The sequence below is a fragment of the Dyadobacter sp. CY356 genome (assembly GCF_021440195.1).
GTDB lineage: Bacteria > Bacteroidota > Bacteroidia > Cytophagales > Spirosomataceae > Dyadobacter.
In genome coordinates, this window is record NZ_JAJTSZ010000001.1 from 264,595 (window position 1) to 278,088 (window position 13,494).

At 39.1% G+C, this 13,494-nt stretch carries 15 protein-coding genes; 6 read left to right on the forward strand and 9 right to left on the reverse strand.

Features of this window, described 5'->3' with window-relative positions; translation table 11 throughout:
* Positions 1-39 precede the first annotated feature (39 nt).
* The 3 genes from LXL81_RS01125 to LXL81_RS01135 all read right to left on the reverse strand — a co-directional run bounded on the left by LXL81_RS01125 (position 40) and on the right by LXL81_RS01135 (position 2,298).
* Positions 40-1,368 (reverse strand): DEAD/DEAH box helicase, encoded by a 1,329-nt coding sequence (locus tag LXL81_RS01125; RefSeq protein WP_234644862.1) that lies wholly within the window; start codon positions 1,366-1,368, stop codon positions 40-42.
* Between the two features lie 47 nt (positions 1,369-1,415).
* The gene (locus LXL81_RS01130; RefSeq protein WP_234644863.1) at positions 1,416-1,772 is read right to left on the reverse strand and encodes a DoxX family protein; all 357 of its coding nucleotides are present in this window, start codon (positions 1,770-1,772) and stop codon (positions 1,416-1,418) included.
* A gap of 79 nt (positions 1,773-1,851) precedes the next feature.
* Positions 1,852-2,298, reverse strand: coding sequence for a GNAT family N-acetyltransferase (locus LXL81_RS01135; RefSeq protein WP_234644864.1), 447 nt, complete (start codon positions 2,296-2,298; stop codon positions 1,852-1,854).
* Positions 2,299-2,624: 326 nt separating this feature from the next.
* On the opposite strand from LXL81_RS01135, the gene fabF reads away from it, so the two are divergent.
* Positions 2,625-3,887: a beta-ketoacyl-ACP synthase II gene (fabF, locus tag LXL81_RS01140; RefSeq protein ID WP_234644865.1), complete on the forward strand. Its 1,263-nt coding sequence runs from the start codon at positions 2,625-2,627 to the stop codon at positions 3,885-3,887.
* 101 nt (positions 3,888-3,988) lie between these two features.
* On the opposite strand, the gene LXL81_RS01145 is transcribed toward fabF, so the two are convergent.
* The 6 genes from LXL81_RS01145 to LXL81_RS01170 form a co-directional block, all read right to left on the reverse strand.
* Positions 3,989-4,630 (reverse strand): outer membrane beta-barrel protein, encoded by a 642-nt coding sequence (locus LXL81_RS01145; protein ID WP_234644866.1) that lies wholly within the window; start codon positions 4,628-4,630, stop codon positions 3,989-3,991.
* Between the two features lie 184 nt (positions 4,631-4,814).
* Positions 4,815-5,903: a hypothetical protein gene (locus LXL81_RS01150; protein ID WP_234644867.1), complete on the reverse strand. Its 1,089-nt coding sequence runs from the start codon at positions 5,901-5,903 to the stop codon at positions 4,815-4,817.
* A gap of 249 nt (positions 5,904-6,152) precedes the next feature.
* A complete protein-coding gene (locus LXL81_RS01155) occupies positions 6,153-7,076 on the reverse strand; it encodes an EamA family transporter (protein ID WP_234644868.1) in 924 nt (307 codons plus the stop codon).
* Between the two features lie 12 nt (positions 7,077-7,088).
* Positions 7,089-7,661 (reverse strand): phosphoribosylglycinamide formyltransferase, encoded by a 573-nt coding sequence (purN, locus tag LXL81_RS01160; protein WP_234644869.1) that lies wholly within the window; start codon positions 7,659-7,661, stop codon positions 7,089-7,091.
* A 186-nt stretch (positions 7,662-7,847) separates the two neighbouring features.
* Positions 7,848-8,543 (reverse strand): hypothetical protein, encoded by a 696-nt coding sequence (locus tag LXL81_RS01165; RefSeq protein ID WP_234644870.1) that lies wholly within the window; start codon positions 8,541-8,543, stop codon positions 7,848-7,850.
* A 128-nt stretch (positions 8,544-8,671) separates the two neighbouring features.
* A complete protein-coding gene (locus LXL81_RS01170; protein WP_234644871.1) occupies positions 8,672-9,553 on the reverse strand; it encodes a geranylgeranylglycerol-phosphate geranylgeranyltransferase in 882 nt (293 codons plus the stop codon).
* A 195-nt stretch (positions 9,554-9,748) separates the two neighbouring features.
* Here LXL81_RS01170 and bshA point away from each other — a divergent pair, with 195 nt between their 5' ends.
* The 5 genes from bshA (at position 9,749) to LXL81_RS01195 (ending at position 13,423) form a co-directional block, all read left to right on the forward strand.
* Positions 9,749-10,885, forward strand: a complete 1,137-nt coding sequence (bshA, locus tag LXL81_RS01175; RefSeq protein WP_234644872.1) for an N-acetyl-alpha-D-glucosaminyl L-malate synthase BshA — start codon at positions 9,749-9,751, stop codon at positions 10,883-10,885.
* Between the two features lie 58 nt (positions 10,886-10,943).
* Complete coding sequence (locus LXL81_RS01180) at positions 10,944-12,278, forward strand: NAD(P)/FAD-dependent oxidoreductase (RefSeq protein WP_234644873.1); 1,335 nt, start codon at positions 10,944-10,946, stop codon at positions 12,276-12,278.
* Between the two features lie 136 nt (positions 12,279-12,414).
* The gene (locus tag LXL81_RS01185; protein WP_234644874.1) at positions 12,415-12,654 is read left to right on the forward strand and encodes a DUF4834 family protein; all 240 of its coding nucleotides are present in this window, start codon (positions 12,415-12,417) and stop codon (positions 12,652-12,654) included.
* Between the two features lie 292 nt (positions 12,655-12,946).
* Positions 12,947-13,180, forward strand: coding sequence for a DUF4160 domain-containing protein (locus tag LXL81_RS01190; protein ID WP_234644875.1), 234 nt, complete (start codon positions 12,947-12,949; stop codon positions 13,178-13,180).
* 3 nt (positions 13,181-13,183) lie between these two features.
* A complete protein-coding gene (locus LXL81_RS01195) occupies positions 13,184-13,423 on the forward strand; it encodes a DUF2442 domain-containing protein (RefSeq protein WP_234644876.1) in 240 nt (79 codons plus the stop codon).
* Positions 13,424-13,494: the final 71 nt, after the last annotated feature.

Genomic DNA, 13,494 nt, shown 5'->3' on the forward strand with positions numbered 1-13,494 from the left:
CTGAAAAGGTGGCCGAATTTCTCAGCCACCTTTCAGTTTTTACTTTTTCGCAGCCCGTTTAATCGGCCTTCCATATTTTGCCATTTTCTCTGCCGCATGGTCTCTGCGGACATTTACCTTTTTGTTCTTGTCAATTTTCTCATGAAAAGCCGCGCCAACAGTTCCTTTTTTAGGAAGTTTAATGTCGACCGTTTTCATATAGATATGAGGCTTTTCATTTTCAGTAAGGATATCCGATATTTTAAGATTTTCCGGCAGCGGAAGCATAGGAATTTCATAATTCATCAGTGCTTCAATACCTTCCTGAAATTCCTTTTCCTTTTCTGTTACAAATGTAATCGCGATCCCTTTTTTGTCAGCCCGGCCCGTTCTTCCGATACGGTGAATGTAATTTTCAGGTACTTCGGGAACATCGAAATTGAAAACGTGAGAAACCTCCGCCACATCCAACCCTCTGGCAATAATGTCCGTCGCGATTAGTAATCTGTAATTTCCTTCGTGAAATTGTTTGACACTATTGAAACGGTGGTTTTGTTCCTTATTAGAATGTATCACACCAATTTTGTCAGGAAATTTCCTTTCCAATTGTCCGAATAAAAGATCAGCCAAATGTTTGGTAGCGGCAAAAACGAGTACCTTGGACATATCCTCATTTTCACTTAAAAGCAATTCTAACAAATTTACTTTGGTGTAAAAATTAGGAACGTCATAAGCCATTTGCTCAATATTTTCCAGAGGCGTTCCGACAGGAGCTGCTTCAATGCGGACGGGATTATTGAAATATGTCTGCATCAATACTTCTACTTCCGGAATTAAAGTTGCAGAAAATAAAAGATTTTGTCTTTTCTGAGGCAGAAGATCCAGGATATTTTTGAGCTGTGTCCGAAAGCCAAGATTCAGCATTTCATCTACTTCATCAATAACCAGTTTCTTTATATTTTTTGTTTTTAAAGAGCCGTTCATAGCCAGATCCACCAAACGTCCCGGCGTTGCGACAACTACATCCGCTCCGTTTTTTAATTCGGCCATCTGTACTTTAATATTTCCGCCGCCATAAACCCCAACTGCGGTCAGGGTCATATAAGCAGCCAGTTTCTTCACTTCTTCTACCACCTGCACAACTAGTTCGCGCGTAGGAACAATGATGAGAAGCTGAGGCAAGCGATCTTTGGAAAACTGTATTTGACGAAGTGTCGGTAATAAATAAGCAAAGGTTTTTCCTGTTCCCGTCTGGGCAATTCCACATACATCTTTACCGGACATCATAACAGAAAAAACTTTTTCCTGAATGGTTGTCGGCGTAGTATAACCAAGATCCTCTAATGCGTTCAGTAGCGGCCTGGTGAGATTTAATTCTTCAAAAGTCATAACACAATCCTAAATAATCCGCAAAGGTAATTCTAATTTCCTGATTTTTACATTTTTGTATAAAGCCAGGCCCACCAGATCAATGCAAATTGTAAAGGTAAACGAAGTATGGCGATCCACAGATATGGATTTTGTTCTTTATAAAAAGTAACCGCCATTTGGATATTGGCAGGGAAAACGGCAATCAATAATAAAATTAAAAGCCAGGCTCCGATGTGTCTGGAGGCTGGAATGGCTAGTAGTATTGCAAATAAAATTTCACAAACTCCGCTTATGTGCACAATTTCGAGTGGGTAGGGAAGGAATTTCGGGACTATGCTCACAAACATTTTTGGCTTTGTGAAATGTGTGATGCCTGCAAAAATGAAAAATGCAGACATGAGGTAGAGGAAGAAGTGTTTCATAAGATAGATAGTGAAATTATATAAATTGAAATATTTACAAATGGCCATAAGCCATGAGAACTTTGGCATTAGTCAATTCCTATTCAATCCCCAATAAATAAAAATCCCCATCAGGAGATTCCCCGTCAGAAATAATTTCCCAGCCCTGGGAAGCATAAAATTTCAGGGCATTTTTATTTGCCTGTAAACATTTCAAAGTTGCTGGCCGGCCGGTTCTTGCCAGACAGGCCTTTAAAAGAGATTTGCCTACTCCATGGCCGATAAAATCCGGATGAATAAACAGAGAATGAATGAAATTATCAGGCAGCCACCACGCAATAAAACCTATTGGCTCGTGATCCGATAGGGCTACTAAAACCTCTTCTTCCTGTATTGCTGCGTCAAAATCTTCCAGTTTTAAAGTGTCAGCATCCAGCCATGGAAAAGCGAGTTTACGTGATTCCAGATAGATGTGGCGCAGCGATTCTCTGTCTTCCGGATTATAGTCGCGGACGGTCCAGAATATTTCGTTTTTGTTTGATTTCAATTTCTCCAATTTTCGCAAGCTGTATCATTTCTTATCTTGAACAGATATAGTAATTTATTTTCTAAAACTGTACCCAATGTTACGAATTTATAATCTTGTCAAATAAAGCCGCGTTGTTTCTCCTTCGTTCATTTTATTTAAATTAGATTTGCATTGATTTGCTGATCAAATAAATGAGCATCTTATAAGAAAGAAAGCCGGGTTGAAGGCGTTTTTAATAACATTCTCAGTGTTTTATTGGAACAATTATCGACCGTGATATCTTGTATTATGGCAGCATCTGTTTTGTTGAATTGCCGTTATGAAATGTTTTTAATTTTAGTGGAATGAAACTTGTCGGACAATTAAACCGGGTTGTAATTACCGGACTTGGCGCTTTGACACCGCTGGGGAATAATATAAATGACTTCTGGGGTGCGTTGGTTAATGGTGTAAGCGGTGCAGCAGAAATTACAAAATTTGATACTACAAATTTCAAAACAAAGTTTGCCTGTGAAATTAAGGGCTTCAATCCACAGGATTTTTTTGATAGAAACGACGCAAGAAAGTATGATCCCTTTACCCAGTACGCATTGGTTTCGGTTGCCGAAGCTTTAAAAAATGCGGACGTTGATTTTGACAAACTGAACAAAAACCGCATCGGAGTTATCTGGGGAAGTGCAAATGGCGGAACTTCAACTTTCCAGGATGCAGTTTCTGAATATACAACCGGGAATGGCATACCACGTTTTAATCCCTATTTTTATCCCAAAATGATTGTTGACATCGCCTCCGGTGTCATTTCTATTAAATACGGTTTACGTGGTGTAAATTTTACATCCGTATCTGCCTGTGCGAGTGCTAATACAGCGATCATTGAAGCATTTAATTTTATTCAGTGGGGGAAAGCGGATATGATTATCACGGGTGGTTCGGAGGCTTCTATTTATGAAGTTTCTATCGGCGGTTTTAATGCGACAAAAGCATTATCTACAAATAACGAAAATGCAAAGACTGCATGTAAACCGTTTGATCCTGACCGTGATGGCTTTGTAATGGGAGAGGGCGCAGGTGCTTTAATTCTTGAAAGTTATGAACACGCGGTAAGTCGCGGAGCCAATATCATTGCAGAAATTGTTGGGGGCGGAATGACCGCAGATGCGTTTCACCTGACCAGTACCCATCCGGAAGGAGCGGGAACAACAGCCGCTATGTTTCTTTCATTGGAAGAAGCGGGAATTTCTGCTGCACAGATTGACTATCTCAATGTGCACGGAACGGCTTCATCAGTGGGTGATATTAGTGAACTGCAATCGATTAAAACTGTTTTCGGACTGGATACCAATCTTAGTATAAGTGCTACAAAGTCGATGACGGGCCATTTACTTGGTGCAGCCGGCGCAATAGAAGCCATTGCCTGTATCAAGGCTGTCGAAAATGACATTATTCCACCGACAATCAATACGCAAAAACTGGAACCTGAATTTGAGGGAAGGCTTGATCTTACCTTAGGTAAATCGAAAAATAAAACGGTTCATTATGCCATGAACAATACGCTTGGTTTTGGCGGTCATATCGCTTCCAGTATTTTTACCAAGTTTAAGGAATAGATTTTCTAAAGTAATTTTGAAATAAATTTCAATTTGATAAAACCATAAAAAAAGCATCCGTTTCGGGATGCTTTTTTTGTTTATCGATGAAGTGTAATATTTTATCGTGTTCTCAACCGACCACTTTTTTTATCATAAGTACCCAATGGGAAACTCAATCCAAGATTAATGCCAAAGTTGCGATTTTGAATGTTGCTGCCCGTGTCTTTAGTTACATCCAAAAGTCCAAGTCCGTATCTAACATCAAAATTGAGCCACACTTTACGTGTCAGTTCATAGTTCAATCCCAGACCACCTGTTAGTCCCAGGTCAAAAACGTTATAAACACGACTGTCTGCATTGCCATTAATGTTATTTCCGTTGATATCTTTTGCACTAACAAGGAAGTTCAGACTTGGTCCAAGAAATACTTTTGGACGAAGACGGTCACCATATTGTCCGAAGAAGTAAGTGAAAAGCAACGGAACCTGTACGTAGTTCAAATTAATTTCATCTCTTTTATCATTGATTTTGGCACCAAGCTGTGTATATAGTATTTGTCCGCTGAAGCCAAATCCTTTTTTTGAACTGTAATTATAAAAAGCACCGATTGTCAAACCTGGTTTAACTTCTGTTTTACTTGTGCTTCCGTGAAAGTTAGCCAGCGAAACACCTGCGATCGGGCCTATGGAAACATTTTCCTGTGCAAATGCCTGGGATATTCCCAGAGAAAGAGATAATAGTAGAATAATACAATTTTTCATGTAGGTACGTTTAAGTTAATTCAAAACGTACTTATCAATTTATATTCCAGTGAAGCTATTCTCGGCGGATTTTACTTATTTAGTTTGTTATCAGCAATATAATTAATTAGCGGAATTTTTACAATAGTAGATAATTTAGAGAAATTGGGGTGTGTTATCCACACCTTATATCAAATTACCACATTCAGAAGTCATCTTCGTCATCAAAAACTGCTGTATTTGGTATCTCGTATGTCTTCAAAAAAGCTTTCAGGACACTGGGCTCTTTCCATTTTTTCAGCGTTAACTTAATTTCTTTTATCTCCGCCTTCACTTCATTAATGTTGGTGTTAAATTTAACAACAACTGTCGTCATCGAATTGGCGTGCTGAGGATTTAACCCGCATAAATAGGAAATCTGTTCTTGTATTTCTTCTTTCTCTTTTTCCAGTTCTTCAACCTGTTCTTTCAATACCAGATTGTAATAAGTCAGCTGCTCTTTCCCCAGATTTTCAAGGTGATCCTGATCAATTCTTTCAAACTCAATCTGTAACTTCAACAATTCCAGCAGGTTGTTTTCCTGATAGGTTTGTGTAACACGCTGCATGATTTCTGTTTTCCGGATTTTTTCAGCTTCGTCCGTTTCGCGGTCGGGATGGAATGCTTTCACCAAATCCATATAAACCGTTCTCACGGATTTTGTCGTTTTTTGCTTTGTTAATATCTTTCTCGCTTCCTTTGCCTGTTCTGCAAAAGCTTTTGCTTTTTCTGCTCTTAATTCTTCCTTGATCCGGATTTGTTCTTCCTCACTCAGTTCATAAAAATTTTCAGGAACAGTTTCTTCGTCTATTATGTCATTTTCTTCTGCTAGTAATTTACTGTCGATCAGCTGTGAATCAGCTCTTTTCAATTCGTTAAGCGCAGTATCAAAACTGACTTCACTGTATTTATTAAAAAGCGGAATGAGCTCTTCAAATTTATAATTGACGATCAGGTCAAAAGAAATTTCTGAGATCAGGTAGGCGAGTTTGGTCAGATATGCTTTTCTATATAAATCCTTTTCGTAAGTCCGGTCCATCAGTTTTACCAGCTCCACACGAAACGACTGATACTCCATCACGATCGGATTATATTCGTTTTGTACGCGCTCAATTAAAAGATAATAGGTTGCGCGTAACTCAGGAATCAATTTATCCAACTGTTCAATTTTTTCGGATAACTGATTGAATTCTTTTTGACGTTTATTCAAAACGGTCTTTGGCTGCCCAATACGCAGCACACTTGATCTTTGCATAATTTTATTTTAATGTATACAAATAACTTTTTTAGCTATTTGTAAGTTTCCAATATTATGGACATTCAGTTTTTCTTACCCGTCGGACGGCGAAAAAAGCCGTCCGACGGGCTGCCGCTCTGACCTTGAAAGAAACCTAATGAAGAACTTTTACTGTAATAAAGCCGGCTTACGAGCCACCGGACCGACGGTTTTTTCTACCGTCGGACCGGTATAAAAAGTTTCTAAATCTGAAAATAAATTAAAGTCTTAAAACCCCAACTCCTGATAAGAAATTAAAACAATAGCCACAACGGCCAAAGCCAAACCCAATCGATTCAAATTATTTAATTTCTCCTTATACAAAATCCAGGCAGCGAGAGAAGAAACGAGCATACTCAGAATATTATAGATTGGAAAAACAAAGGCGGCACTATTTCCAAATGATCCCAGTGCTAACAACAAAAAATAGAGTGAAAGGAAGTTAGGTACTCCCAATATCAACCCGCCGATTACACTTCTTAATTCCAGTTTTTCTCCGCCGAAAACAATTTTGTAAAGCAAAACCAGCGTTCCGATCAGGATAGCGCCGGAGCAGGCAATGATCATGAAAAGCGTGGTCTGCTCCGGACGGTAATACGACATGGTCAGATAATTGATCAGCGTATTATTTGTCCCGCTTGCCAGAAAAGTGAAAACCGGAAGAAGCCAGGCGTAAGAAATTACTGAAACCCGAAGCGGTTGGCCATCTTCAAATTCGGTTGTTTTTTGCTGTTTTTGAATCGCTCCCAGGGCCAGAGCCGCAAGCGCGATAAGCAGTCCGGCGTAATTAAGAAGAGTAAAATCCTTATTTGTATTTTTAAAAATTAAAAGCCCAAATAAAACCGGAATCACCAGCGACATATTTCCTGCCAGAGAAGCCGCTGTCACGCTTACTTTCTGGGCCGTTAATCCGATAGACATGAATGCTATCACAAACAGCGTTCCCAGTGCCAAAGTCAATAGGGTTCCTTCCGAATTCCACTGAATTTCCTGAAAAGCTTTCAGGTCCGGTGTGAGAAAAAGACCGGTTACGACACAGGAATAATAATTAAAAACAACCGCATGAAAAGAATTAACCTGATAGCGCGGATAGGCGCGCATGATCATGTAAAGCGCAACAGTAAAAATTACGGCCAGTAAAAAGTACAACATTGTAAGATTAACTTAACTCAGTTTTGATACGATTTCATCAATTACTCTTGGGAAATGTACATGTTCCAGCACCTGCACTTTTCTGGCAACATCGTCCGGTGTATCTGATTCCGCAACTTCACAAGAAGCCTGGAAAATGATATTCCCCTCATCGTAATTTTCATTCACAAAATGGATTGTTATACCTGATTCTTTTTCAGCGTTGGTAACTACCGCTTCGTGAACAAAATGTCCATACATCCCTTTTCCACCATATTTGGGAAGTAAAGCAGGATGGATATTGACCATTTTCTCTGAATAGGTTCCAAGTAAAGAAGCAGGAATGAGCATCATAAAACCAGCCAGAACGATTAAATCGATATGATTATTTTTTAATAATTCTAAAATACGGTCTGTTTCATAAAAGGTTTTTCTATCAAAAACAACAACAGGTATCTGGAACTTCCTGGCGCGTTGAATGACGCCTGCTTGTGGATTGTTTGTAAAAATAAGGTTAATCTGCACATCAGTGCGGCCTTCAAAATATTCACAGATCTTTTCTGCATTCGAACCCGAACCTGACGCGAAAATGGCAATACGTTTCATTTAGTTGAAAGTGGAAAGTAGAGAGTTGAAAGTTGCCTTGCAGTGATAAAGCCTGCATATGCTATATTGTATATTATGCTTTGAACTCCCTGTTTTAAATAATTTGGCAAAGCTATAAAAAAATGAACGGCTTTCCGGGAATATCGAAAGCCGTTCTCTCATTGGTTGCTGGTAACAATGCTGCTTTTAGTAAATTTTCGTCAGCTCGCTTCTGCTGATCAGTTTCCCTTTTCTGTATGATTCTGATTTAATATCCCACAAAACACCCGGTGCTCTCCACGAAATTGTGTTGATGTCGAGGGTGATACCAAATCCAATTTTAGTCTCCATTTTAATATCATAAGAAATTTTGAAGGCGTCATAAGTGCCGGCAGGAACCGTAACTTTTTCCTGGGCTTCAACATTCCGGTTATAAATGGTCATATTCATCGTCATGTTCATCGGGCCGGATGCTCCTTCACCTTTTAAGGAGGCGTCTTTTAATTTCTGTCCTACACTCAGTTTTCCTGGGTATTCAATATTGGATGAGGTGAATTTCATATTGAAATTTTCAATAGATTTCATTTGTTGCTCATTGATTAAAGTGCTGGCATCCAATAGCAATGTGTTGCCGTTACACTTCATTAGATACGTATTTTTATACTGGGATTTCCCTTTTGCATCAAACGTTTCCATATCAATTGTGATCACTGACATGTCAGCTTCTGGTACAACTTTCACAATTTTATAAGTCATGCTGCTTGTCAATTTTCCTTTTGCATCATAATTGGCCATGTCAAAACCACCACCCGCCTGCATCTTGACACCCATACAATCCTGTGCGAAGGAACCGGAAATTGTCAAAAGCAAAAATGCTATAATTAGTAAAAATCTGTTTTTCATATCGAAATAATTTAGGTTTTGTTAGTACGATGTAGATTGATTTTACAGAGAATGAACGATGATTTGTGCCGTAAAATATGCTTAAAATGTCACTTTCTGAGAATCTTGTTATTGAACGGTTTTGGCTCTTACGCCCAAAGCATCGTTACCAAGCCTAAAAGCATAATTAATTTGCAAAGGGAACTGATTTTTTTAAAATCCCGACGCGTATCTGATTGATTTAAAGAATAAACCAGCCAGCCAATAGGAATCAGTAACAATAGAAATAATACGGCCAGTACGTTGTTATTAAGCTTATCAGCCATGGCAAAAAGGGACGTAACGAAAACAAAGATTATTCCGTAAAGAAAATATTTCGTTCTGCGGATTCCCCAGATTATGGGCAGCGTCCGGCAGCCATGTGCCTCGTCACCACGGATATCTTCCATGTCCTTTACAATTTCCCTGATTAAAGTTATGAAAAAAGAGAATACGGCATAGATGAATACCAGCTTACGATTTGCCGGATAGTGTAGGGTGAGTATCAATAAGGTAGCTCCTGTCAAAAGTGATACGATAAGATTTCCAATGAATGGCGCGCGTTTGTAACGTTCAGAATAAAACCAGAGTGAGGTAATAGAAATCACATTAACCAGAAATATCCATGGACTAACGATCAAACCTAACGCAGCTCCCAAAACGTTTAAAACCTGGTGTGCGCCCATTGCCCAGCGCCGTTTGAGATATCGCCCCACCACAACCCGTTCTGGTTTGTTAACGATATCGATTTTTATATCAAAATAATCGTTAATAATATAACCGGCTGCGGCAATACATACGGTTGACAGTGAAAGAACGAAAAGGTCAGGATCGCTGATGATTTCCTTCCATTCACTTCTGGGGCCAATCAATAAAATACGTGTGAGATACTGTGTGATGGCCACAATGAGCAGATTACTCATCCGAACCAAACGCACACTCCCGGTAACAAAATCCCGAATTCTCACTCTCGGTCTTACAGACACATCCATTAAGGTTAATAAAAAGCAGGTTCAGACTTTAAAATTATTCATTTTATATCAATTATAGAATTAATAAAATCTTTCTCTTCCTGTACGGGATAAAAAGGCATGATTTTGTGTTAGCTATGCATAACTCCTCGGTATCGAAAGTTTGTCGGGCTTTAGGCTTAATTTATTTCACTAAGAACAAAGAAATTTAATATTATGAAAATAGGCATTGTTTGCTATCCGACTTTCGGAGGAAGTGGCGTTGTCGCTACCGAACTTGGAAAAGCGCTTGCAAAAGAAGGACATCAGGTACATTTTATTACCTATTCCCAACCACAGCGACTGGATTTTTTCAACGAGAACCTTTATTACCATGAAGTAAATATACCTGCTTATCCATTGTTTCAGTATCCGCCTTACGAATCCGCCTTGTCGAGTCATATGGTGCATGTTGTTAAAATGGCTAAACTGGATCTGCTTCATGTACATTATGCAATTCCACATGCTTCTTCCGCTTATCTTGCCAAACAGATTTTAGCACAACAGGGGATTCATATCCCGGTGATTACAACCTTACATGGTACTGATATCACACTTGTTGGAAAAGATGAGTCTTACGAGCCGGTTGTAACTTTTTCAATCAATCAGTCAGATGGCATTACAGCGGTTTCAGAATCTCTTAAAAATGATACATACAAACATTTTGCTGTAACAAAAGACATTGAGGTGATTCCAAACTTTATTGATCTGGATCGTTTCAGCAGACAGAAAAAAGATCATTTCAAACTGGCGATTTGTCCAAATAATGAAAAACTGATCGTTCATACATCCAATTTCAGAAAAGTCAAAAGGATCGATGATGTGATCATGATTTTCCATCAGCTCCGCAACATTACCCCAAGCAAACTTTTATTAGTAGGAGATGGGCCCGACCGTGCACGAATCGAACGTTTATGCCGTGATCTTGACATGCTTTCTGACGTCCGTTTCCTTGGAAAACTGGATGCAATTGAAGAAGTGCTTTCCGTTGCCGATTTGTTTCTTATGCCTTCTGAATCTGAAAGTTTTGGGTTAGCTGCACTGGAAGCTTTGGCTTGTGAAGTTCCTTTAATTACTTCAAACGCCGGTGGATTACCAGAATTAAATATTCCAGGTGTAACAGGATTTTTGAGCGACGTTGGCGATGTTGATGACATGGTGAAACATGCTGCTTATATTCTTGAAGATGAAAATCTTCCGAGATTTAAAGAAAATGCATTGGCCCGAGCAAAAGAATTTGATGTGGCTAAAATATTGCCGCATTACGAATCTTATTACGAAAGAGTTGTAGAAAATAGCAAGGCTACGGTGTAAGTCGTTGTAGGTATGGTATTTGTAGCGGGCGGTTTTGTCAACTACAAATACCAATGCTATGCTAGCGAATATTCCATATACCAATCATAAAAGAATTGTAATTATCGGCGCCGGCTTTGGCGGACTGGCTCTTGCACGAGAACTCGCTAAACGCGATGATTTACAAATCGTATTGATCGACAAAAATAATTTCCACCAGTTTCAGCCTTTATTTTATCAGGTTGCCACAGCCGGACTGGAACCAAGTTCGATATCTTTCCCGCTTCGGAAAGCCTTTCAATCCAAGAAAAACGTACATATCAGAGTTGCAGAAGTTCTTTCATTAAATACTGAAAGGAAGTCGCTGGAAACTTCATTAGGCGAAATTACATATGATTTTCTGGTGGTTGCAACCGGAGCCACAACCAATTATTTCGGGATGAAAGAAATTGAAGAGCGGGCTATTCCAATGAAATCGGTTTCAGAAGCACTGGCTTTGCGGAACCGTGTATTGCAAAACCTGGAAGATGCGCTGGCCGTTGAAACCAATGATGAGCGTGAAGGTTTGATGAGCATTGTCATTGTTGGCGGAGGACCAACAGGCGTAGAATTGTCCGGATCACTTGCAGAAATGAAAAAGTACATCCTTCCGAAAGACTATCCGGAACTGGATTTTTCTTATATGAAGATTTATTTACTGGAAGGTCTGGATAAATTGTTGGGCGTGATGTCGGAAGAATCGTCCACCAAATCAAGAAAATACCTTGAAGAAATGGGTGTTGAAATTCTTACCGGACAATCTGTTGCAGGATATGACGGAAAATATGTGACGACCAAACAGGGCATGAAAATTCGTACTGACAATTTAATCTGGGCGGCTGGGGTGAAGGCCAACGCATTAAAAGGAATAAATCCGGAAGTACTGGTAAAAGGGGGCCGGATTAAGGTTGATGAATTTAACAGAGTTCAGGGTTATGCTGATATCTTCGCAATCGGTGATGTGGCTTCGATGAGCGAAGGGAAATTTGAGAACGGCCATCCGCAGCTTGCGCAGCCAGCCATGCAGCAGGGTAAAGCGCTGGCAAAAAATATCTGGCGTGCAATGGATGACAAACCGCCTGTCCCGTTTAAATATAATGATCTGGGATCAATGGCCACAGTGGGTAGAAATAAGGCTGTTGTAGATTTGCCATTTATAAAATTTCAGGGATTCCTGGCCTGGCTGACGTGGATGTTCATACATTTGATTTCTATTGTTGGGGTTAAAAATAAGGTACTTACGTTCATCAACTGGTTTTGGAGTTATGTCACTTTCGACCAGTCGCTGCGTTTGATTCTTACACCGAAAGTACTGGCAACCGGACTAGTAGAGGAGGAAGCGAATTTGCATGCCAAAGCTGAGGGCGATTTGTAATTACTGCAAAGTTTGCCGCCCGTCAATAAGTTAAACCATTCTTCCAACCTATTGGATGATTTGTTACCTTTTCGTTATATTCGTGTGTTATTTTTTACAGATTGCACGTTATAGTGGAGATATAAACCTTTGAAAGATGAAAATTGTATTTAATATTCTTATCATATTCTTTTTGCTGATTGCTTTTGTACCGGTTTTCCGCCGTTTTATGTTTCATTTATTGGTTGGAAGACAATTGGTGAAGGAGCAAAAAAGACAGGCAAAAGCTTATGAACAGAAAACCAAAGCAGGGATTCGTGTTGATACCACACCGCCGGATGCGAGCCAGTCACGCTTCCGTGGAGGTGAATATGTTGATTATGAAGAAGTAAAATAGTAAAAAGATATATTTTAATTAAAATTTAATTGAGCCTGAAATCGTGAGATTTTGGGCTTTTTTATGTTTGGAAGTATATTAAAAATGCAAGGTGCTTCGCGTGATTCCTAAAATGCTATATTCCTACCCCTATTTCTTCAACAAAAGTGTTTTATCTTACTATATCAAAGTTACCATTCTCTAAAAGAACGTCCTAAATGAGATAATTCCAAGCCTGGTTTAAGATGTCAAAGCTGTGTAACTCAATTATTATTTTGATAGCAAAAATCTTCTTACTTTAGTAATCATAATTATGCCTGAATTATTGCGCTTGTTTGGATTGCGTTTTTTCTTTTATAGTAATGATCATCGTCCACCGCACGTTCACGTAAGAAGTAATGATGGCGAGGCAAGATTCTCAATTAATCCAGTAAGTTGCCTGGAAAATAATGGGCTGAAAAAGCCAGATTTAAATTTGGCCCAAGTAATAGTTGAGACGAATAAGGAGGAATTTCAAAGAAAATGGAATGAGTTTTTTAAATCGTAGGATATGAAATTTTTTGATTATAAAGCTAAAAAAGTTGAAGTAGGCGAAGAAGAAATTCGAGTGACTCTTGTAGATGGGAGGGTAGCTGCCTTATTAATTTCGGATTTTCCCCTGTTGAGAGAAGCAACTTTCCCTCAAAGAAAAAACGTAGAAATCATCAATGGCTATGCCCTTTACTGGCCTGAACTAGGTGAAGATTTAAGCGTTGCCGGATTCTTTGAAAAGGAAATAATAACCAAATAGTGCTATGATCTGTTTTATTGCCAATTTTGCACAAACAAAAAAAATCCCGGCTAATCACCGGGATTTTTCTA